Annotated in this window: 18 protein-coding genes; 7 read left to right on the forward strand and 11 right to left on the reverse strand. The window is 60.9% G+C overall.

Features of this window, described 5'->3' with window-relative positions; all coding sequences use genetic code 11:
• Positions 1-95 precede the first annotated feature (95 nt).
• Positions 96-1,034: a 3-hydroxyacyl-CoA dehydrogenase NAD-binding domain-containing protein gene (locus AAHK20_RS04105; RefSeq protein WP_449180165.1), complete on the reverse strand. Its 939-nt coding sequence runs from the start codon at positions 1,032-1,034 to the stop codon at positions 96-98.
• A 21-nt stretch (positions 1,035-1,055) separates the two neighbouring features.
• On the reverse strand, positions 1,056-1,970 hold the full coding sequence (locus tag AAHK20_RS04110) for an SMP-30/gluconolactonase/LRE family protein (RefSeq protein WP_449180166.1): 915 nt from the start codon (positions 1,968-1,970) through the stop codon (positions 1,056-1,058).
• 325 nt (positions 1,971-2,295) lie between these two features.
• Between AAHK20_RS04110 and AAHK20_RS04115 the strand changes: the two genes are divergently transcribed.
• Entirely contained in the window at positions 2,296-3,591 is a 1,296-nt protein-coding gene (locus tag AAHK20_RS04115; protein WP_449180167.1) for an NAD(P)/FAD-dependent oxidoreductase, read from the forward strand.
• Positions 3,592-3,710: 119 nt separating this feature from the next.
• Here the strand turns inward: AAHK20_RS04115 and AAHK20_RS04120 are convergent, their stop codons facing one another.
• From AAHK20_RS04120 to AAHK20_RS04130, 3 genes are read right to left on the reverse strand one after another with little or no spacing between them, the layout of a single operon-like run.
• A complete protein-coding gene (locus AAHK20_RS04120) occupies positions 3,711-3,992 on the reverse strand; it encodes a DUF3331 domain-containing protein (RefSeq protein WP_449180168.1) in 282 nt (93 codons plus the stop codon).
• 44 nt (positions 3,993-4,036) lie between these two features.
• Complete coding sequence (locus AAHK20_RS04125) at positions 4,037-5,020, reverse strand: cytochrome d ubiquinol oxidase subunit II (protein ID WP_449180169.1); 984 nt, start codon at positions 5,018-5,020, stop codon at positions 4,037-4,039.
• A 37-nt stretch (positions 5,021-5,057) separates the two neighbouring features.
• Positions 5,058-6,449 (reverse strand): cytochrome ubiquinol oxidase subunit I, encoded by a 1,392-nt coding sequence (locus AAHK20_RS04130; RefSeq protein WP_449180170.1) that lies wholly within the window; start codon positions 6,447-6,449, stop codon positions 5,058-5,060.
• Between the two features lie 282 nt (positions 6,450-6,731).
• Here AAHK20_RS04130 and AAHK20_RS04135 point away from each other — a divergent pair, with 282 nt between their 5' ends.
• A complete protein-coding gene (locus tag AAHK20_RS04135; protein ID WP_449180171.1) occupies positions 6,732-6,974 on the forward strand; it encodes a hypothetical protein in 243 nt (80 codons plus the stop codon).
• 168 nt (positions 6,975-7,142) lie between these two features.
• Positions 7,143-7,661, forward strand: coding sequence for a lecithin retinol acyltransferase family protein (locus AAHK20_RS04140; protein WP_449180172.1), 519 nt, complete (start codon positions 7,143-7,145; stop codon positions 7,659-7,661).
• A gap of 39 nt (positions 7,662-7,700) precedes the next feature.
• Here AAHK20_RS04140 and AAHK20_RS04145 read toward each other — a convergent pair whose 3' ends face one another.
• The 6 genes from AAHK20_RS04145 to AAHK20_RS04170 all read right to left on the reverse strand — a co-directional run bounded on the left by AAHK20_RS04145 (position 7,701) and on the right by AAHK20_RS04170 (position 17,886).
• A complete protein-coding gene (locus tag AAHK20_RS04145; protein WP_449180173.1) occupies positions 7,701-8,369 on the reverse strand; it encodes a response regulator transcription factor in 669 nt (222 codons plus the stop codon).
• Between the two features lie 31 nt (positions 8,370-8,400).
• Entirely contained in the window at positions 8,401-8,772 is a 372-nt protein-coding gene (locus AAHK20_RS04150; protein WP_449180174.1) for a response regulator, read from the reverse strand.
• Positions 8,772-11,216: a PAS domain-containing protein gene (locus AAHK20_RS04155; protein WP_449180175.1), complete on the reverse strand. Its 2,445-nt coding sequence runs from the start codon at positions 11,214-11,216 to the stop codon at positions 8,772-8,774. The genes AAHK20_RS04150 and AAHK20_RS04155 overlap by 1 nt, the downstream gene beginning before the upstream one ends.
• A gap of 122 nt (positions 11,217-11,338) precedes the next feature.
• Positions 11,339-16,825, reverse strand: coding sequence for a trifunctional serine/threonine-protein kinase/ATP-binding protein/sensor histidine kinase (locus tag AAHK20_RS04160; RefSeq protein WP_449180176.1), 5,487 nt, complete (start codon positions 16,823-16,825; stop codon positions 11,339-11,341).
• Positions 16,826-16,896: 71 nt separating this feature from the next.
• Entirely contained in the window at positions 16,897-17,397 is a 501-nt protein-coding gene (locus AAHK20_RS04165; protein ID WP_449180177.1) for a DinB family protein, read from the reverse strand.
• 42 nt (positions 17,398-17,439) lie between these two features.
• A complete protein-coding gene (locus tag AAHK20_RS04170) occupies positions 17,440-17,886 on the reverse strand; it encodes a DMT family transporter (protein ID WP_449180178.1) in 447 nt (148 codons plus the stop codon).
• A 96-nt stretch (positions 17,887-17,982) separates the two neighbouring features.
• Between AAHK20_RS04170 and AAHK20_RS04175 the strand changes: the two genes are divergently transcribed.
• The 4 genes from AAHK20_RS04175 (at position 17,983) to AAHK20_RS04190 (ending at position 22,240) form a co-directional block, all read left to right on the forward strand.
• Positions 17,983-18,891: a LysR family transcriptional regulator gene (locus AAHK20_RS04175; RefSeq protein WP_449180179.1), complete on the forward strand. Its 909-nt coding sequence runs from the start codon at positions 17,983-17,985 to the stop codon at positions 18,889-18,891.
• Between the two features lie 205 nt (positions 18,892-19,096).
• Positions 19,097-19,582, forward strand: coding sequence for a GNAT family N-acetyltransferase (locus AAHK20_RS04180; RefSeq protein WP_449180180.1), 486 nt, complete (start codon positions 19,097-19,099; stop codon positions 19,580-19,582).
• Positions 19,583-19,876: 294 nt separating this feature from the next.
• Positions 19,877-20,845 (forward strand): SDR family NAD(P)-dependent oxidoreductase, encoded by a 969-nt coding sequence (locus AAHK20_RS04185; RefSeq protein ID WP_449180181.1) that lies wholly within the window; start codon positions 19,877-19,879, stop codon positions 20,843-20,845.
• Positions 20,846-20,959: 114 nt separating this feature from the next.
• On the forward strand, positions 20,960-22,240 hold the full coding sequence (locus AAHK20_RS04190; RefSeq protein WP_449180182.1) for an NYN domain-containing protein: 1,281 nt from the start codon (positions 20,960-20,962) through the stop codon (positions 22,238-22,240).
• Positions 22,241-22,297 lie beyond the last annotated feature (57 nt).

The raw sequence follows: 22,297 nt of genomic DNA on the forward strand, positions 1-22,297 counted from the left end.
TTCCTGTTGCTATGGCTTGAAAGCCTATAAAAGAGCCCGGCGGTTGCGCCTGGGCTCATACGATCGACGCTATCAATTTCGATCTGCTCGATTGACTAATTTTTTCTGCGCAACTCGAGCAACCCGAGCAAGACTTCATCCCGCTCCTTCTCCAGCTCCCCGATGGAGCGCGATCCGGCCTCCGCGTGGACGCTCGCGATCAGCTTCTGCTGCACCTCGGGCGTGAGCACCGGCTCGCCGAGGGTCTTCCACCAGGCCGACATCGGGCCGCTGAACTGCTGGAAGAAGTGCTCGATGCCGCCCGGACCGCCGCCAAGATGGTTGAGCATCATGTTGCCCATCACGCCCCAGCGCAGACCCGGGCCCCAGCACAGGGCGGTGTCGACGTCGGCGGCGCTCACCACGCCCTCGGCGACGAGGTAATACACCTCTCGGGCCAGTGCGGCTTGCAGGCGGTTTGCGACGTGGCCGGGCATCTCCTTGTTGACCCGCACCGTGCGCTGCCCGATCGACGTATAAAAATCCGCTGCGCGCTGGATCGTCGTTTCCGAGGTCTTGGCTCCGCCGACGATCTCGACCAGCGGGATCAGATGGGGCGGATTGAACGGATGGGCGATCACACAGCGCTCGGGATGGGCCGCGGCGCCCTTCTGGATTTCGCTCATGGTGAGCCCCGACGAGCTCGAAGCAATGATCACGTCGGCAGGCAGCAGCTCGTCGAGTTGCCCATAGAGCTTCTGCTTGAAATCAATCCGCTCGGGGCCGTTTTCCTGGACCAGATCCGCGCCCGCGAGCGCTTGCTCGAGCACGGGAGTGAACGTCAGGTTTGATTGCGACGCTCCGGGCGAGAGGCCCAACCGCGCAAGCGCCGGCCAGGCGGACTCCACGAATTGCCTCAACGAGGCTTCCGCGTTGGGTGCGATGTCCGTCGCAACGACGTGCAATCCCTTGGCAAGAAACAGCGCGGCCCAGCTCGCGCCGATCACGCCCGTGCCGATGATGGCGACGCGGCGAATTGGCTTGGTGTCGGTCATGTGAGTTCTCCAATGCGTTGATCAGACTTCGGCGTAGGCGATGCCCGCGAGATTGCCTTGGGCGTAGAGGAAGTTGCGCTCGTTCTTTCCGTCGAGATCCGCCGAATAGACGGAGCCACCCAGGTCCGTGAAGAACATCCGGTTACCGGCAACGTCGAGCGCAATGCCGATTCCCTCCAGCAGGTGCGTGATCTCTATCTCCGGCGCCGCCGGCTCGTCGATCGGGGCGCGATTGACAGTGTTGCCGCGCGGGGGATCGCCGCGGTCCGTCCAATAGAGGACGCGGTTCGCCAGATCAAGCTCGAGGTCGATCGGTTCCGGCAGGTGATCGAACAGCACTTCGATGTCGGAACGCGTCGCCGGACTCTCGCCATCGGGAATCTCCAGATTCGCACGGAAGATGCGGCCCTTGCCGCCCTTGTCCGGACCCTTTTGCGTCCAGTAGATTTTCTTGAGCTTCGGATCGAGGGTGATCCCGACGCACCACCGGGTCTGATCGCGCCGGTGCTCGTCGCCGCGCCCGGCCTCGATCAGTGTTTCGACGTGAGAGCCGTCGAGGTTGGCGCGCATCACGCGCATACCCTCGCGGTCGCACCAATAAAGCTTGCCCCCATCTTTGTCGAGGTGGATCTGCTTCGGCGTATGCGTGATCCCTTGCGGGACGATGAGCATGCGGTTCTTGCCGTCGAGGTCGGCACGCTCGATCGAGCCATTGTGAGCGCCCACCGAACCCATGTTCGTCCAATAGATGTGACCGGCATCCGTATCCACCACGATTCCGTCCGGGAGGTGGCATTCCGTGACGATCGTCTTGCGCTCAGAGCCGTCGGGGTTCATCGAATGAATGCGGCCGCCGCTCAATTCGAGGAGAAACAATCGTCCGGAGCGGCTCGCGCCATGAGATCCGTTGCTTGCACTGCTGTTAATCGTGGTCATTTGGCATCCTTACTTGATGGCTACGTTTGAGCTACGTCGGTGTTGGGACACGTTGCTCATGGACTGCAATTTATGCGGTCACGGTTCGCGACTCAATTGCACGATGGTGTAGCAACACCTTCGTATAGGTGCAGGGATACCTTCGTATAGGTTGGAAAGACTGTCGACTATTCCTGCACCCAAGGTGTAATTGCGACTGTTATCGACATTCCCTAATTTTCAAAAGTGCCGATGGGTCTCATTGGCGCAGCTGACATCGCAAAGCCGCGCTTTGCCTGTCGGCTCCGTTTATTGGAAGTCGTTCATCATTCATTGAGTGCTAGTCATGAAACAACCAACTCGTATCGTCATCGTAGGTGGAGGAATCGCCGGGATTCTGCTTGCAACCAGGCTCGGCGACAGCTTGGGCCAATCGGGTGAGGCAACCGTCACCTTGATCGACCGAAGCCCGACGCATATCTGGAAACCCATGCTGCACACGATTGCGGCGGGTACGCGCGATGTGAATCAGCAGCGCGTATTTTTTCTTTCACATGCGCGTCAACACGGCTTCACGTATCAACCGGGAGAGATGTGCGGATTGGACCGGCAACGGCGCGAGATCCAACTTGGGGCGATCAGCGCGCAAGAAGGCAGTTTGGTGCTCGAGCCGCGAACGGTTCCTTACGATGTGCTGTTGCTGTCCATAGGCAGCCGCGCGAACGATTTTGGCGTGCCTGGCGTCATGGAGCATTGCCATCTCATTGACGGCCAGCAGCAAGCAGAAACGTTCAACATCGCGTTGCGCGAACGTGCTCTTCGCTCTGTCGTCAAGGACGAAGCGCTCCGGGTTGCGATTGTGGGCGCCGGTGCGACCGGGGTCGAGTTGTCTGCCGAGCTGAGTCGTCTTTTCGAACTCGCTGCCAGCTATGGCGACCCCAAGATCAGAGAAAGGCTGAGTCTCACTCTTCTTGAAGCCGGACCGCGAGTGCTGCCGGCCTTCCCGCCGGAGATCTCGTCAGCCAGCCAGCAACGACTCGAGAAAATTGGCTTTCGCGTAGCGACTTCGACGGCAGTCTCATCGGTGGAACCGGGAGGCTTCCGGTACGGAGACGGGAAGCTCGTCGAAGCGGATTTGATGGTGTGGGCCGCGGGTGTCAAGGCACCTGATTTCATGAACTGGCTCGCTGGCCTGCAAACCAACCGGGCGAACCAGATCGTGGTGTCGGGCACGCTCCAGGCTCTGGACGATGCGAACATCTTTGCTCTCGGCGATTGCGCTTCCCTGACGCCAGAAGGTGCGAAGCGAGCGCTTCCTCCTACTGCGCAGGTAGCCACTCAACAGGCGGAGTACCTGGCGCGCCATCTGCCTGAATGGGTCCGCCACAACAAGCCTCTTCCGCGTTTTGCATTCCGGGATTTTGGATCGCTGGTGTCATTGAGCGACTACGACGCCTTCGGCACGCTTGGGCGCTTTGGCTTCTTTCCTGGAGGTCTCATTCGGGGCAGGCTCGCCCAACTCAGTCACGCGCTGTTGTACCGGCGTCATCAGCAGGCGCTGCACGGCTTTCGCAGAGCAACGCTGCTCTGGACGGCGGAGCAGATCAACGGGCTGGCTCAACCGGACATTCGGCTCGCTTGACGGAATTTCTCGCCAACGACGAACATCGTTCAAGGCGAGTATGCACATCTCTTTGGGATTTCGGCGGCGGTCTCCTAGTACCGCCGCCCTTCACATTCGCCGCTCTTTCGGGCGGCGTTTTACTTTCTTGAATAGCCAAACGCTTCCACAGAGATCATCGCTGATGCGTTCACTGGGGCAGGACGTTCGGCGGGGCAAAAGACGGCATCGCCGCGGCAGATTGCACGTCGCGACACAACGCATACGCCCGACGCTGTCGCATGACGACGACGCCAGAGCTGCTCGCCATAATGGCATCGTCCGGGTTCCACCCAGCGGATGGTGAGTGTGTTTTCAGACTGCTCGAGAATTTCGACCCGGACTCTTTCTGGGTCTACCACGGCGTACTCTCTCGTCTTCATTGGCTGCTCCTGGAATCGAGCTGTTTTGATGATTTCGCGTACCCTCACGCGCGGGTCGTGTCGATCACCTTGCCGCGGAAAATCGCGTATTGGTACAGGTTGTAGCCGATCATCACCGGGAACACGACGCCGATCCCGATCAACATGAACGCGAGAGTCAGAGTGTCCGAGGCGGCTTGCAAAACCGTGAGCCTGCCCGGAATGAAGTCGGGATAGAGGCTGATCACAAGACCCGCGAACGACACGATGAAGAGCGTAACCGCTGCCAGGAAGGGCTCGCGTTCGCTTCTCCAATAGTGCGACGCGATGAGCCAGACGTACGCCAGTACGGCAAGCGCCCCGAGTACCGCAAGCTGGGCAAACACGCCCGGCTGGGACCAGCGGACATGGACAGCCACGCCGTCAATCCAGGTTGCCGCGGTGAGCACGATCGCGGCGGCCACGGTGAGTTGCGCGCTCAGCAAGACCAGCCTGCGGGCCCAGCGTTCGAGCGCCCCGACCGTCTTCTTCACGAGCCAGGTCGCGCCTAGAAGTACATAGCCGGTCACCACGCCAATGGCAGTCACGGCGATAAATACCGTGCTGGACCCGCCGGGCGCGAAGCCCGTGATCACCTTGCCAAGTACGACGCCCTGCGATATTGCCGCGACGAGACTACCCAAGCCGAACACGGTGTCCCATAGCCGTCCATGCTGGGCGCTATGGCGAAACTCGATCGCCGCACCCCGCATGATCAGCCCGCCTATCATCGCCATGACGGGCAGATAGAGTTCCTGCATCAGGATCGCGTAGGCCGCGGGGAAGGCGCCGAAGAGGCCACCGCCGACCACGACGAGCCATGTCTCGTTCGCATCCCACACGTGACCGATCGTCTGAATCATCACGTCGTGGTCTTCGCGCTTTCTTCTCAGCAAGGTGAGCATGCCCACGCCAAGATCGAATCCGTCCGTCACAACGTAGAAGACCAGCATCAGGCCGATCAGGCCGAACCAGGTGACGGCAAGCAGGGAATGAGTGGTGCTATCCATTGAACGCGCTCCCTTCAGTTGGAGAAATAAAGCTTCACTACTCGCTCACCGCCGTCCGCGGCGGCGCTACCTGTGTAGTGGGCGGCATGGCCGTGAGATCGGGCCCGGTCTTCAGCCAACGCCGCGCGAGAAGGAAGAAGGTGACGAGCAACACGACGTCAAACGCGAAGAACATCGCCATGCTGGCCGTTACCGAGGTCGCGGGCACCGTAGACACAGCTTGACTCGTTCGCAGCAGTCCATAGACCACCCACGGCTGACGTCCCACCTCGCGTACGATCCACCCGGCCTCGACGGCCAGGTAAGGCAGCGGAATGCACAGCACCCATGCGAGCAGAAGTTTGCGTTGTGCGAGAAGGCACTCGAGACTGCCGCGCGCTTTACGTAGTGCATACGCAGTCCAGAACGCGAGCAGCATGAACGCAAAGCCGACGCCCGCCATCAGGCGGAATGCGTAGTAGAGAAGCGGCACCATAGGCGGCTGGTCGGCGCGCGGGAAGTCGGTGAGACCCAAGACCCGTCCGTGCAGCGAATGTGTGCCAAGGATGCTAAGGAATCCCGGCACTTCGATCGACCAGTCGTTGCGCTGCTTTTGCTGATCGGGCCAGGCAACGAGAGACCATGCTGCGCCCTCGCCAGGCTTGTTGGTCTGCCAGTGTCCTTCGATGGCGGCACCCTTCGCCGGTTGTGTCGCGAACACGCTGGCGCCGCTCGAGTCCCCAAGCCAGACCTGAACCGGCGCAACGAAGACGAGCACGACCAGTGCGATCTTGAACGAACGCGCGAAGAACTCGGGATGGCGCCGGCGGAACAGGTGGTAAGCGGAGATGCCCGTGATCACGAACATGCCCGTTTCGATCGCGGCCATCCACATGTGCGAGACGCCCCACACCATGTCGGGGTTGAAGATGGCGGCCACGTAGTCCGTCACCACGATCTTTCCGTCGACGACGGCGAAGCCGGCGGGCGTCTGCATCCACGAATTGGCGACCATGATCCAGAACGCGGAAATGCTGGATCCGAGCGCGACCATCGCCGTGGCGAAGAGATGGACACCACGTGGGACACGTCCCCAGCCGAGCGTCATCACGCCGACGAAGCCGGCTTCGAGCATGAACGCCATGGCGCCCTCGAAACCCAGGATGTTGCCGACGAACTGGCCGCTGAACCGCGCGAAGCCGGACCAGTTGGTGCCGAACTGAAACTCCAGCGGAATGCCGGTCACCACGCCCACCGTGAAGTTGAGCACGAGCAGCTTGCCCCAGAAGCGGGCATGGCGGTAGTACATCACGTCGCCGGTGCGGACCCACAGGGTTTCTAACAGCAGCAGGAACGCCGAGAGACTGATGGTCAGGATCGGCCACGCAATGTGGAAGATCGTGGTCATCGCGAACTGGGCGCGAGAGAGGTGGAGTACGTCAGTCAGCATGATGACCATCCCATTTACGTTTGAGCTACGACAGCGTCGGGAGACGTTGCTCATGGACAGTCACTTTAGGCGGCCAGCGGTGCGCGACTCAATTGCACGATGGTGTAACGACACCTTCGTATCGACGGGAAGGCATATCGCCGATTCCTGCATCCAAAGTGTAATTGCGGGATTCCTTGGTACTCCATAGATTGGTTCGTAGTGTGAAGCAAATGCTCAGCGGATAACGCAGCAAAAGCGGCACGAACCTTGGAATCAGACGACGACGCGAAGGAGGTCACCATGAGCCCGACCGGGAAGACACTGCACTGGGCCGTCGACAAATGGCTCGCGCCCACGCCTGCCAAGCCCGCGCGCGTGGTGCGCTTCTGCCGTTCGCGGGGGCGTCGCCGCTGCGTTTGCGTTCAGGCGATGGGTTCCGGCGGTCTGCTGTCGATCTTCTTCTTCCGCCACGATGACGGGTCGTGGAATGTGTTTCCACCCGCGCAAGCGCGGCCGGCCATGTCTGCATGGAGGACTGCGTGATGAACAACAGCGCGCCTTTGAAGCCAGCCGGTTACGCGATACTCGCGGTCAATTTCGCTGCCCTCCTGTTGGCCGCGATGCTGTCGACCTGCTGGGGCCGTGACGGACTCGACTGTGTGTTACGGGTGGGTTGGTGGTTTGGGTGAAACCTGGAATTAGAGCAAAGCCATGAACCGCAACCTCCAACCATCAGGCAGTGAACAAGGCGCAAGCCGCGCAGCCGCCTATGCCGCGGCAGACGTCGCGTTAGGCGACTCCAATACGGAACCCACCCTCGGCGCTCATCTGATCACGGAACGCCGCGGCTACGAACATCACGGCATTTATGTCGGTAGCGGCAAGGTCATTCACTACGCGGGTTTCGCCAAGTCGAAGCGTCGCGGCCCCGTCGAAGAAGTCCCGATCGAACAGTTCGCCGACGGTCACGCCGTCGCCGTGCGTCCGCATCCGTTCCCGAAGTACTCGGGCGAAGAAACCATGCGTCGCGCCCGCTCGCGCCTCGGTGAAAACAGCTATCGCCTGCTGACGAACAACTGCGAGCACTTCTGCGCGTGGTGCCTGCTTGGCGAAAGCCGCAGCGAACAGGTTCATGCGTGTCTCACACATCCGCGTGCGGGCGTCCATGCGCTGCTGTGCCTCGTGAGCACTTTCATCGGTGAACGGATGAAAACCCGCCTTACCGCTTGAGTACACGCGCTGCGTGGTTCTGCATCGTGAGCGCCGCTTTCACGCCGAGGAGCGGCCAGGATGAAGTCTTCCTGCGATGTTGACCAGTTCGGGGAGCGAGCGGACGTCCATCTTTTGCATGACGTGCCTGCGGTGCACCTTCACCGTGATCTCGCTGATGCCCAATTCGGCTCCCACCTGCTTGTTCAGCAGGCCGGAAACCACCAACGCCATGACCTCCCGCTCGCGTCGGCTGAGCGAGGCGTAGCGATCACGGATCGACTGCATCCCGGCTTCTTCGTTCAAAGCCACACGGCTGCGCTCGATGGCGTGCCGGATGGCATCGAGCAGGACCTGGTCGTCGAAGGGCTTGGTGAGAAATTCAGCGGCTCCCGCTTTCATGGCTCGCACCGTCATCGGCACGTCGCCGTAGCCGGTGATGAAGATGATCGGCATGTCGGTACGCTCGGATGCGATGAGATTCTGCAAGTCGAGGCCGCTGAGATCGGGAAGACTGACGTCCAGCACCAGGCAGTTCGGGACCATCGCGCGCGCTCGCCCCAGGAAGTCCCGGGCGCAAGCGTACGTCTCCGCCCTGAGACCGGCAAAGCGAATCATGGCTTCGAGCGACTCACGCACCGAGACATCATCGTCGACGACGAAGACGACCGGCGTGGCTTGCGCCGAAGACAATGCTGATTCGCGTTCAACTGCATGAGCGGGTGTCATTGCGAACTCCATACATAGGCGCCTGGATGCATCATTCGACCTGGAGCGCGGCCTGGATCGCCCCGAGCAAGGCGGTGTCGCTGAATGGCTTGAACAGACATTCGACGGCACCTTGTTCGAGCACGCGTGGCCGGAGCGCCTCGTCCCCATGCGCCGTGATAAAGACGATCGGAACGGTGTGCCGGCGCCGCTTGAGCTCGTGTTGCAGCTCTCGGCCGGACATGCCGGGCATGGCGATGTCGAGGATCAGGCATTGCGCTTCGTCGACACAGCCGGAGGCCAGGAACGCTTCCGCCGACGAAAACGCCCGTGCCGCAAAGCCGAACTCGCGCAGCAGGTCGGGCAGCGATTCGCGCACCGACTCGTCATCGTCGACTACCGCGATCAGCGAGCGCTCGGCCATCACCGGCTCCTCTCGGCCTGCTCGGCGTCCGCGTGCACGGGCTGTGCCGTGGGCGCGGACTGATCGGCAGCCGATAGGCTGTCCGCACTACGAGGGATGGAAAAGGTAAATGTGGCGCCATGGTCAGCGTTCGAGGAGGCCCACAGGTGGCCCCCGTGGCTCTCGATGATGCGGCGGCTCACGGACAGGCCGATGCCCATGCCTTCCCGCTTCGTCGTCGAAAACGGATCGAAGAGCAGGCTCGCATGCTGCGGGTCGAATCCCACGCCGGAATCGGTCACCGCGAGCCGCACGCCGTCGCCATCGTCGCGCTCGATGCTGACCAGCATCTGCCGTGGACGGTCATCGACGCCATTCATCGCATCCACAGCGTTGAGAAGCAGGTTCATCACGACCTGCTGGAGCTGGACCCGGTCCCCTGTGACAGTCGGCAGGTCATCGCCAGACTTCAGATGCAGCACGATTCGTTTATTGCGAATCTCGTCTCGCAGCAACTCGACAACCTCATGCGTGGCCTCAACCAGATCGACAGCATCCGTCGTCACGGCTCTCTTGCTGAACAACGCGCGCAGACGCGTCATCACCTCCGACGCGCGGTGCCCGTCACGAATCGTGCGTCGTACCGTCTCGAGCGCGCCTTCGATATTGGGCGGCTCCGCACTCAACATGCGAAGACCGGTGCTGGCGTTGGTCACGATGCCTGCCAGCGGCTGGTTGATTTCGTGTGCGATCGAGGCGGTCAACACGCCCTGACTGTTAATCCGGCTCAGGTGGGCTAATTCAGCGCGCAGCGCGAGGAGCGCATCTTCAGACTCACGGCGCTCCGTGATGTCCTGCGCGGCGCCGATATAGTCCAGCAGGCCTTGCGGGTCACGCGTGGCGTGAGCCTGAATGTGAATGCACCTGACCGAGCCATCGGACAGCAGCAGGCGGTGTTCGAACTCCAGATCGTTGCCTTGTTGCGCCAGCTCGATCATTTCATTCAGTAGATGGCGGTCGCCAGGGTGGCATCGGTCCGCGATCATATCCATCGTAATCGGCACCCCGGGTTCGATCCTGAAGATGCGATAGAGCTGCTCGGACCACGTGATTGAGCCGGTCTCCGGGCGCCAGCAAAAGCTTCCGCTCGAGCTGAGCTGCTCCACTTTCGCCATCAGCGCCGCGCTTTGGCGCAACCTCTCGTCCGCTTCCTGACGCGCCGCAATGCTATGCGCCCGTTCGATGGCGATGCTCGCGATGTGTGCGAACTGTCCGATCAGATCGCGCTGGAAAGCAGTGGGTTCGCCGGGATCAGCGCGGAATATGGTGAAGGTGCCCAGCAGCTCGTTGGTACGCGACAAGATCGGCGTCGCCCAGCAGGACCGTAGTCCGTGTGCAAGGCTGCGCTCCCGCCACGCCTTGGTCCAGCGTGCGTCTGACGCGACATCTCGCACGATCACCTGAGCCTTGAGGGACACCGCCATGCCGAGGGGGCCGGAGTCCCGGGAGGAAGCACGCACACCGGGAGGGGGGAGGAAGCTCTTTGGGAGGCCGGGAGACCCGAGGTGCCGGCACGCCGTGTCGTGGGCGTTCCGGAACGAGACTCTGCAAAGGCAGTCGCTCGCGATCTCTTCGACCAGCCGGCATAGGTCATCAATAACGGTTGGCAAAGGCAGACCCATGGCGACCATTTCGAGCAGGCGGTTCTCAGCCGCAAGCAGCGCCTCGGCACGCTTGCGGTCATCGATATCCGTCTGAAGGAAATACCAGAGAGCGATTCGGCCCTCGTTATCGCGCAGCGGAAAGCCCTGTACGCGGAACCATCGATAGATGCCGTCGGCACGGCGATGGCGCGACTCCCCTTCATAAGGTTCACCGGTGCTGAGCGACGCACGGAAGCGGGCAATCACCGCTTCCCGGTCATCCGGATGGGTCAGGCCATTGGTCTTCCATTTCTTCAACTCTTCGAGGGTCACGCCGGAGTATTCGAGCGTATGGCGGTTGGCGTGCAGAACGTCACCGTCGGGCCCAAAAAGGATGACCCGCGTAGGGAGGCTATCGACGATCAGCTCGAAGCGCTGCTCTTGCGCGCGCAGGGCAGCCTCGGTTTGCTTGCGGTCCTCGATGTCCGAGTTGATCCCGCACCACTTTACGATTTCACCGGCAACATCGGTAATCGGACTGGCCCGGCATACGAACCAGCGATACGTGCCATCGAAGCGACGCATTCGCGCTTCCGCCTCGCCTCTCTCACCGGAGGCGACGACAGTCTGCCAGGCTTCGAGCAGCGCGCGCCGGTCGTCGGGATGAAACGCCGTCTGCCAGCCTTCGCCCGCCGCTTGCTCAACGGAAAGCCCCGTGTATTCGCACCAGCGTCGATTGACGAACTCGATGCGGCCGTCAGGCAAGGCAGTCCATACCAGCCCGGGAAGCGCATCCACTGTATGGCTGAGTTCGTTGTCCATCGCTGTCCCTTTCTGCAGCGCTTCTTACGATACAACGATCGGCTTTTGCGAAAGGAGAGTCAATATACCTTGGTGTCGGTTTTGGGCCTTCGGTGGGCGCCCCACAGTCAGGCTAGGCCGTCTTACGATGAAACCGCTGTATGGACAGGCACCGTGAAATGAAAGATGGCGCCACGGGGCACGTTTGCGCTCGCCCACAATCGGCCGCCGTGTGCTTCGATGATCGAGCGGCAGATCGACAGTCCGATCCCCAAGCCGGTCGCCTTTGTCGTATAAAACGGCTCAAAAAGGCGCTCGATGTTCTCGGCGGCGATGCCCGGTCCGGAATCGCGCACCGCCACAACGACGGCACCCGGCTCATTCAGGGCGGTGCTGATCGTCAATTCTCGCGGTCCGTCGTCAACCGCGCTCATCGCATCAATGGCATTGATAATGAGGTTCAGCATCACCTGTTGGAGTTGCACCCGGTCGGCTTTGACGAGCGGCAAGTCCTCCGTAAGCTGCATCCGCACAGAGACACCGTTCCTGCTTGCTTCACTGGACGTGAGCGCATTGACCTCGCGAATCGCTTCGTTGATCTGCAGAATCTCATTGCTCGTCGGGGCCTTTTTTACGAGGCCATGAACGCGCTTTATCACCTCGCCCGCGCGCTTGGCGTCGCGGACAATCCGATCAAACGCTTGACGGGCCTCCGCCACTTCGGCGGGTTCGCGACCGAGCCAGCGCAGACCCGTCGACGCATTGAGTGTGATCCCCGCGATCGGCTGCTTCATTTCGTGGCTGATCGAGGCCGCGAGCTGCCCGAGCGCCGTGACGCGATTTGCATGCGCAAGCTGAAGCTGCATTTGGCGTGCATCCGCTTCCGCCCGCTTGCGCTCGCTCAGGTCGAGCACAAACGCGATACCGTGAGTCTCGCGCTCCTCCAGCATCGCAACGCCGACCAGCACCGGCACTCGGCTGCCGTCCTTCCTGAAATACTCTTTCTCGTAGGGCTGCAATATCCCCGTCTTCTTCAGCTTTTCCCACTCTCCTCCGCTGCGCTCGAGCCACTCGGGTGGCGTAATGTCCGACCAGCGCAGATGCCCCGCCAGGAGATCGTCACGGTCGTATCCGACGATGCGAAGAAACGCGTCATTGGCTTCGAGGATCCGGCCATCGAGATCCCCAATCAAGACCCCGACGATGTTGGCGTCGACGAGGCGCCGGATCTTCGCTTCACGTTCTGCGAGATCGCGGTACAGGCCAGCGTTTTCCAATGCGATCGCCGCCTGTGAGGCGAGCAGCTTCAACAGGGCGATGCGCTTCGGAGCAAAGACGCAGGGCGCGAGATTGTTCTCCAGGTAGAGCACGCCGATCAGCTTGGCCTGCTTGAGTAACGGCAAGCAAAGGACAGAACGTGCGCGTTTCTGGCGGATATAGGGATCGGCGGAAAAGCGGCTTTCGGCTGAGGCATCATCGACGATGACGGGTTCATGCGCGCTTGCGACATAGCGCAAGAGCGAGTCCGGCAGTGCCGCCGAGCTCGGCGACTGCTGCGGCAATTGCACGATGACTTCGCCGCCTTGAATGGTGGCTTCGGCCTCGATGCGCAGTTGGGCGCCCTGTGGAAGGATCAACAGTCCGCGTTCGGCGCCCGCGTGCTCGACCGCGGTCACCATCAAAGACTTGATCAGGTTTTCAAGCACCATTTCGCCTGATATTGCCTGAGCCGTCTTCACGATCGTCGCGACATCCAGGTGCTCGGGGCTTTCCTCGATAGTCGCGCGTGAGACTGGAGCCGCTTCGGGTTTGCCAAAGGGGTAGCGCCGGTCCAGTTGATCGACTTTGCCGTGTGCGCCCCATTGAAAATAGCCGTCCCGCGCCTCGCGCAAATAGGTCAGCGCGGCGCGCTCGAGGCCAGAGGCGAGGCAGCATTGCCCGGCCAGCTCGTTGGCCAATGCCCGATCCTGGACGAAGCCGCGCTCGCTTGCCAAGCGGGCGGTCTGCTCGTAAAGCCGCATGGCCTGCATTTCGTGTCCGTTCAGACGGGCTAGTTCCGCGCGCAGCAGCAGATGCTTGTGCGCAAACGTGACCGGGCAGCTTTGCGCCCACCTTTCGAACGCTTGAATGTTCGCGTCGATTTCGGCCTGGATCTCGGCTTGTCGGTCGGTCGATGCGGTGCTGTGAACCGCGGCGAGCGCGAGCGAATCATAGAAGCAATAGTTCGCGAACTGGATATGGCAGCGTCCGGACCAAAGAAGCGGCCTGGCTTTAGCGGCGCACGCGAGCGCTTTCTCGGGTTCACCCAACAGATAGTGGCGCTGGATCTGCAAAATCCAATGAAAGCAGTTGACCACGGCAATGCCGCCTTCCGTCATCTGCGCCTCGATCGTCGCGTCCTCGATGACCGCCTGGTCGCCGCTGCGCCCTTGTAGCCTTTGGATGAATTGCTGAATGCTGGAGAGAATATCGTGCACGTGACGGAAGTTGATCCGCTTGACGAACTCGATTGCCTTGATCGATTCGAGCCATGCCTCGTCGAGGCGATCGCCGCGTGCCAGTAGGTCCGTCAACCGATGTTCAAGGCTGAAGCAAGTATAGATGACCTCGCCAGTCTCTTGCGCATATCGCATGGCCGTATCGATGCACCCCAATGCGACCTCGATCGGTTGCGTCCAGAGAACCGCCATTTGCAGAAAGAACTGCGCGGCCACCTGTTGAGCCGCGAAGCGGTGCTTCTCCGCCACTGCGACCGCCAACCGGGCGAATGCCTCGCCGTCCCGGTGCCGGTGGAAGAACGGGCCTACAAGAATGGAAAGGAACGCGTAGGCGAGGACAGCCGAATCGGTAGTGCCATATTGCAGCGTCACGACGACCATTCGGCAAGCAATCGTCTGGGCGAGATTGATATCGGTGAAATAGGCTGTCTGCCCCAGCATGTGGAAGATGTACATGACCTCCCGCATCTCCGGGTCCGCCATCATCGGCAGGCCAACGAGGCTTTCGATCGGGCGCGCGCCGAGATGCGTCCAGACGGCATCGTATTCGGCTAATACTTCGTCATCCGTAGGATGCTCCGGCAATTCGATGTCGAACATGCTCAGACATTCGCGGGCGGTTCTGACGGCGGAGGCATTGTCGCCAGTCACCAACTGCAGGACCATCCTGAGCCGGTAGGCTTCGGCGCGGTGGATCTTCGATCGCGCTCGAAGCAATATCTCATCGATCCATCGGGTGGCTTCGCTGAAATGGGAGAGCAGAAACTCGCAGTCGGCCCGCTCGCACCAGACATTGAAGGTCAACTCGTAACAGTCATTCCATCCTTGCTCGGAAAGCAGCGACGCAGCTACCGCGAGATAGTTGCAGGCAGAACGGTAAGCGGTGGAGGCTTTCGCCTTTTTAGCAGCGTCGAGGTTGAGGGCGGCCGCGCGATATCGTTCGTGCCGCTCGACCATGAGTTCGCAACCAAGATTCAATTGATTCACGAGATCAAAGATCCTGGCTGCAATGTCCGCATCACCGAGCCGCGACAAGAGCAGACGGCCAATGCGCAAGTGATGTTCCGCGCGGGAAACGGCAGGGATCAGTGCATACGCGGCTTCTTGCACCCGGTCATGCAGGAACTTGAAGCTGCGGTCCATGGAGATGATTGCGCCGGCCCGGACGGCTTCAGCGAAATCCGCATGCACCTTTGCCTCGGAGTCGCCCGAGACGCTCGCGAGGATGCTGAATTCGGCCTGGCTGCCCAGGCAGGCAAGCAGCTTCAAGGTGTCCTGTGCGGTAGGCGAAAGCCTCTGCAGCCTGCGGATCATCAGATCCACGACGTTTTCAGTGAAGCCTTTGGCGTCGATGCACTCCAGATCCCATCGCCACGAGGACGAATTCGACTCGAACTCGAGAAGGCCTTCCTCAACGAGATTCGTCAAAAACTGGCCCGCAAAAAAGGGATTGCCGCCGGTTTTCTGGTGAACCAGCGTGGCCAGCGGCAAGGCTTGCTCGCGCACGCATCTGAACGCGTCGCAAAGCAATTCGCCGAGGTCGTTCGGCGAGAGTGGGCCGAGCACGATTTCGTGCACCGTCGTTCCGGCTTTGCGAATCGAAGCGAGCGTCCCCATCAGAGGATGCCCTGGCCCGACTTCGTTGTCGCGATACGCGCCGATCAATAGCAGATGGCGCGTGTCCAGATGCGTGATCAGGTATTCAACCACCGTCAAGGTAGCCGGATCGAGCCACTGCAGGTCGTCGACGAAAACGACGAGCGGATGCTCGGCGCGCGCAAACACGCCGACAAACTTTTGAAAGACCGATTGAAACCGCAATTGGGTTTCCAATGGCGAGAGTACGGGAACTGGGGGTTGCGGTCCGATCAAGCTTGCGAGTTCGGGAATTAGATCGGTCAGCAATCGCCCTTGCTGGCCGACGGCTTCCTCGATCGCGTCTCGCCAACGCGCAACGTCGGCATCTTGACCGTTCAGAATTTGTCGGATCAATTCCGCAAATGCCTGGGCCAATGTGGCGTAAGGGATGTCCCTCTGGCGCAGGTCGAACTTTCCCGAGATGAAGATACCCCGAGGCAGCACGATCACCTTGTGCAGCTCGTTGACGACGGAGGATTTTCCAACCCCCGAATAGCCGGACACGAGCACCAGTTCCGGTGTGCCTTGCGTTGCGACGCGCTCGAAGGCCTCCAGTAGCGTCGTGATTTCCGTGTCGCGCCCGTAGAGCTTCTCGGGGATCAAAAGCTGTCGCGTCGTATCGTGCGTTCCGAGCGGGAAAGGATCGATCTGATGAGCGGCTTCCCACTCGGCCAGGCATCTTCTGAGGTCCCACTCCAGGCCGCTCGCGGTTTGATAGCGATCCTCGGCGGGTTTCGACAGAAGTTTCATGACGATTGCCGAGAGCGGGGCCGGGATGCCTTTGGCGCGCTCACCCGGCTCAGCGGGTTGCCGCGCGATGTGGCAATGCACCCATTCCAGGGGATCCAGCGCCGTGAAAGGCAGGGTCCCAGTCAACATCTCGTACAGCGTCACCCCGAGCGCGTAAAGATCGCTGCGCGAATCGATCGACCGATTCATCCGCCCGGTCTGCTCCGGAGCCATATACGCGAGGGTGCCTGCGATCAACTCGGGATGTTCCGGCCTCTGGCGTTCGCGCGGCAGACGGGACGCGATGCCGAAGCCGGTGAGCCTGACTTCGCCCGTTGCGCCGTTCACCAGGATATGCGCGGGCTTGATGTCCTTATGGATGAGGCCGCGCTGATGGGCCTTGCCCACGGCAGCGACGATGCCGATGGCGAGCCGCAGGAAGCGTTCCAACTGAAGGGGGGTGCCGAGCAGCCGGTCGAGCGGCTCACCGCCCGGATCCTCCAGCACCAGCAGCGTCCCGCCGCCCTCACGCAGCAGTTCCAGCGGCCGCACCGCCCACGCGCCATCGAGTTCGTCCTTCAATTCGAATTCGTGAGCGAGCCGCTCGAGGCTGGCAGATGAAGGCTGCTCGACGGCGGGCCGCGCGATGAGTCGCGTCTCGCCGCCAGCGTCGACCGGCCGTCGTGCCCGGCTGAAGACGCGCTCGCCATCCTGCCATAAGGTTTGGAGGCCATTGCACATCTCGCCGTAATCATGGGTAGCCATTTTCCGCCCCCCGTCACCCGGTCAGAATACACCCGACGACTTGTCAAGACGGAGCCTGGTCTCCTTGTCTGTCAGGGACTCGCAGAGTGTTCCCGCAGAAACACCGGCAGATCCGTGGCTGGCGGATAAATGTCGAGCGTGTAAAGAATGGCCGCTGCATGGCCACGATGGTAGGTGGTGTGGTTGACGACGTGCAAAACCATGTCGCGACGAGTCATGCTTCCTGCACCACCGCCAATGAACTCAAATTGCACGACTTCTGCCAGCTCGTCTTCCGTGGCTGTATCGGCGTAGCTCACATACCACTCGTCAATGCTCCGTTGGTTAGCAACCAATTCCTCGAATGTCGGCCAGTTCTCGGGATTGCGTGTCGTTAAATTGTGAGGTCTGCCAAGCAGGTGACACTGCCAGACGTAATCCATTGCATACGAATGGTTGAGCGTCCCAATCAGACTGCGAAAGCTGATTGGCCGCGGTGCGGTCAGCTCCGCAGCGGGAACGGAAGCCACGACTGACAGAAATAGCTCGTCCGCCCAGGCTTTGTAGCGTGTAAGAGTTTGTGTGACTTTCATGAAACCTCCTTCGTGATGTTCGCGTCGATTCATTCTGCTCTTTTACCGCCGGATGAGGACACAACCCCCAATCAGGAGCGCGGTCCCGATGAGACGAGGAAGATCGATCGGATGTTCGGGGAGGCCCAGCCATCCGAAATGGTCGATCGTCATCGATGCGAGCATCTGACCGGTCACAAGCAAGACGATAAAGGTCGCCGTTCCGAGCTTGGGGATAAGGAAAATGGCCAGGGCGATGAAGATTGCGCCGAACAGTCCGCCGCTAAATGCCCACCAGTGGATGCGCCCCGCCACGGCCGCGGAAGGGATGGGATCGCGCAGAGCAAGCGCGAGCAGCGCCATACAGGCGACCCCGACGAAGTAGCTCACGAAGCCCGACCAGGCGGCCGAGTTCAGGGCGACGCGCAGGCTTGCGTTCAGTACCTGCTGAACAGCCACGCTGGCCCCAGCCAGAATGGTGAGGGTCGAAAAGAAGAGCACGTTGGGCATCGGCGATTACCTTTCCCGGATTCGTCACTGCGATTTGACGGTACGCCGGTCCATGCTGTCAAATGCCGTAATTCATCGTTTCCATGCAAACGAGGCATGATGAACCCGGCCCATATCGACCTGTTTCGTGCCGTGATGCGTCACGGCGGGATGACGAGAGCAGCGGAAGCGCTTGGCATCGGCCAGCCTCATGTCAGTCGTGCGATCGCGCAGCTCGAAGCGGACCTCGGCTTTGCACTGTTTGTACGAGGGCATGGAAGTGCATTGCCGACCAAGGAGGGGGAAGCTTTCTCGCGTGAAGTCGAGCGGACCTATGCCGGGCTCGATCAGCTTCGGCAGGCGGGGCGCCAGATACGGGAAATCGGAACCGGGTTGTTACGGGTGGCGTGCCAGCCATCGCTAGCCTCCCGGTTCGCGCCACGCGCCATCCGACAGCTAGGTTTGGCAAGTCCTGGCGTGCGTGTCTCGCTTCACGTGCCGGACCCCGACACGATCTGGTCATGGGCAACGACTGGGCAGTGCGATATTGGTCTCGTGCGGCCGCGCTCTGGCTATGCGGGAGTCGAGTGCGAATCCTTCCTCACGGTCGACGCGGTCTGTGCGCTGCCGCAGGGGCACAAGTTGGCTCGCAAACGGACCATCGACGTGTCCGATCTTGTAGGCGTCCCTTTGATCGCAGGCGCCCCCGGTGTATTTCAGCAGGCTATCGAGGAGTCATTTGCCTGCGCGGGCATTGAGCCACGCTTTGTCCTGATGGCGCAGTACACGGCAGCGCGGTGCGGCCTGGTGGCTGAAGGGCTGGGACTCGCCATTGTCGACCCGCTGCCAGCCCGCGAATTGACCGGTTTGCCGATCACGCTGCGGCGCTTTCAGCCGCGTTTGCCCATCGAGACGATGCTGATCCGGCCGGGTGGAAAGCCGCCTGATAGCCTCACGGCACGCTTCATCGATCTGCTGAAGGTCGAACGCGATGCGGTGATGTCAAAACCTATCGACTATCGCTGAAGCGCTCGAGCGAATTGAGTCGTCCTGAGCCAGAGGTCGTCGGGCCCAGTGTGGCCAGAACCGGACGGTTGATAGCCTTCTGGGGATCGACAACAATCATCAACAGGGCGATAAATCTTTATCAGCGCCTTGAGTTTCAGGTAGTAAGCGCGACTGTTACATCACTGCAGTTGAGGCGTGCCTCTCCATCACCCTGATCTCCCCTATGCCACCTTCTGTTGACGAACTTCTCGCGCTCGATGTACTCACGCTACGTGAGCACACTGAGAGAGCTGGCGACACCTTCGACGTGGACGAGCACCGGGAAAAACTGTGCAAGTCCTTAGAGATCAATGAGGTCTGCGACGTGCGACGAGACGGCAAACTCGTGGCTTATGCAATGCTCCAACCGGAAGCAGGAGCGTGCTGGTTCGTCGGCGCATTTGGTACGCATCCCTCGCATCGGACGTACTCCGTAGTCAATGAACTCTTCGCGAAGATCGCGACTCTGGCGGCCGAACGAGGGATCGGTGAGCTACGAAGCCATGTCTATAAGACCAACCGATTGTCTATCGCCTTCCATCGCAAGCTTGGATTTCTGGTGACGCGTGAGAACGACAAGGGCTTCGAATTCTTCACCACAATGGATGAACTAGCCGCGAAGCCAGCGGTGCGGCGTGCCACTGCCCGGACAAGAGCCCGCTCGGACTAACGCCCAAGGCCAACTGTGGTCGCCACGCTCGGCAGCGATCGATTATTTCCTGTATGAGTGGATCGTCACGCGTTACCGTCAATCCAAGCTGCGACGTCGCCAAGACAAATGCGCATGCATTCAAGACTTTCAGGCATTCAAGGTCTGATCGAGCCACGCTATGCTCGCAATTGACCAGACTGCTTGCGTCCGAAATCCTGACGTAGCGAACTACACAAAGTCATCCGAAATATTCAAATAGCGCGAAACCGATCTTCAACCGGAACGACGCACTCACTCATTCAGGAGATAGCTATGGCACAACCATTCGGAGCAACATCAACCACAGATGACGTGCTCTCGGGCATGGATCTCCGCGGAAAGCGCGTGCTCGTCACTGGCGTATCCGCCGGACTCGGAGTCGAGACGGCCCGCACCCTTGTCGCGCACGGCGCCCAGGTTGTCGGCGCCGTGCGCGATCTCGCCAAGGCGGAGCGAGCCACCGCTGAAATTCAGGCGCAAGCATTGAACGGCGGCCGGTTCGAGCTGGTGGCATTGGACCTCGCCTCCCTCACGAGCGTGCGCACTTGCGCCGATGCAATGATCACCGATGGGCGGCCTTTCGATGTGGTCATCGCCAATGCCGGCGTGATGCGAACGCCGTTTGGACACACCGCCGACGGCTTCGAGACGCAGTTCGGCACCAATCATCTCGGCCATTTTGTCTTTGTGAATCGCGTTGCGTCGTTGATCGCGCCAGGCGGGCGACTCGTGATGCTGTCATCTGCCGGTCATCGCAACTCGGACGTGGATCTCGATGATCCCAATTTCGAGCACACGCCATACGATCCGGGAATCGCGTATGGCCGCTCCAAGACAGCCAACATCCTGTTTGCGGTGGAATTCGATCGCCGGCACCGCGCACGCGAAGTACGAGCGACGGCGGTGCACCCAGGTGCAATCAGAACCGAACTCAGCCGCCACATGAAGCCTGACGAACTCGATAAGCTCGTAGAACAGATCAATACTCAGTCGGCCGCTGAAGGGCGGCCGTCCTTGCAATTCAAAACGGTCCCCCAAGGGGCGGCGACTTCAGTTTGGGCTGCGTTCATTGCGCGCGCCGAAGAGATCGGGGGCCGGTACTGCGAGGACTGCCAGGTATCGCCGGCTATTCACGGAGAGATGGGCCGGATGAGTCCTGGCGTCCGGGCCTACGCTGTCGACCCGGAAAACGCCAAGGCACTCTGGGCGAAAAGCGAAGAGATGGTGGGCGAGCGCTTCTGATCCTCCGTCTGACGCAATCAACCCCAGCCGTTCCAGCCCCTCCCCCGCAACCCGCTATCATGTGCACTATTCCAAACCCCCAGCCCCCATAGCCGCCCACGGCCGGAGCACTTCATGGCATCCCCTCAAGACAGCGTCAGCATGGCGCTATTCTGCGACTTCGAAAACGTCGCACTCGGCGTTCGCGATGCGAAGTTCGAGCAGTTCGACATCAAGCCGGTACTCGAACGGCTCCTGCTGAAAGGCAGCATCGTCGTCAAGAAAGCCTATTGCGACTGGGACCGCTACAAAGGGTTTAAAGCATCGATGCACGAGGCCAGCTTCGAGCTGATCGAGATTCCGCACGTGCGCCAGTCGGGCAAGAACTCGGCCGATATCCGGCTCGTCGTCGATGCGCTCGACCTCTGCTACACGAAATCGCACGTCGATACCTTCGTCATCATCAGCGGGGACTCGGACTTCTCGCCCCTCGTTTCGAAGCTGCGCGAAAACGCCAAGAAGGTCATCGGCGTGGGCGTGAAGAATTCGACTTCCGATCTGCTCGTCGCCAACTGCGACGAATTCATCTTCTACGACGACCTCGTCCGCGAACAGCAACGCGCCATCGCGACACGCGAGGCACGTGAAGCACGTGAGGCGAGCGCGTCGGCAAAGCGTCCAGCCGATGGGGACAAGCAAGCGAAACAGAAGCTGGAAGCGCGCAAGGCGCAAGCCATCGCGATCGCCGTCGAAACCTTCGAGGCGCTTGCCTCGGAGCGCGGCGAGAGCGGCAAGATCTGGGCGTCGGTGCTGAAAAGCGCAATCAAGCGCCGCAAGCCTGATTTCAGCGAGTCCTATTACGGCTTTCGCGCCTTCGGCAATCTGCTCGATGAAGCGCAATCGCGTGGCTTGCTGGAGGTGGGACGCGACGATAAGTCCGGCGCGTTTGTCTACCGGACTGCTCAGGCCGTTACAGCGGAAGTCGCCAAGCAATCCGAATCATTTCCGGTTGTTAAGGACACGGCACCGGCACACGAGTCCGCGGGCAAGAAAGACCGTCGCTCGAACCGAAACACCCGGAAGCAGGCTTCTCATTCTCAGCAAGCGCCGGTAGCGACCGAAACGGCAGCGGTGGAAGATCCCGCCGCCGTGGTCGTAGAGAACGTGCTCGAACACGTAACGTCGATCGAAACAGAAGCGCATACGGAGCCGGTGAAAGCACCGGCTCCTCGCCGCGCACGCAAAACCGCCGCGAAGAAAAGTGCCCCGGCTGTCGCGCAAACGAAGAACGCGGAGCCCCCCGCAGCGGAACCCTCCGCCGACTCGGCGACCGCGCCCAAGCCCGCGAAAGCGCCGCGCAAATCGGCATCGCGGGCGGGCCGTTCGCGCAAGGCTGCGGCTGCTGAAGGGAATTGAAGCCTGACGCTGCTCATCGACGAGCAGCGTGCCACGAGCCGGTCCTTGGCGGAATGC

Source organism: Trinickia camelliae (assembly GCF_053525655.1).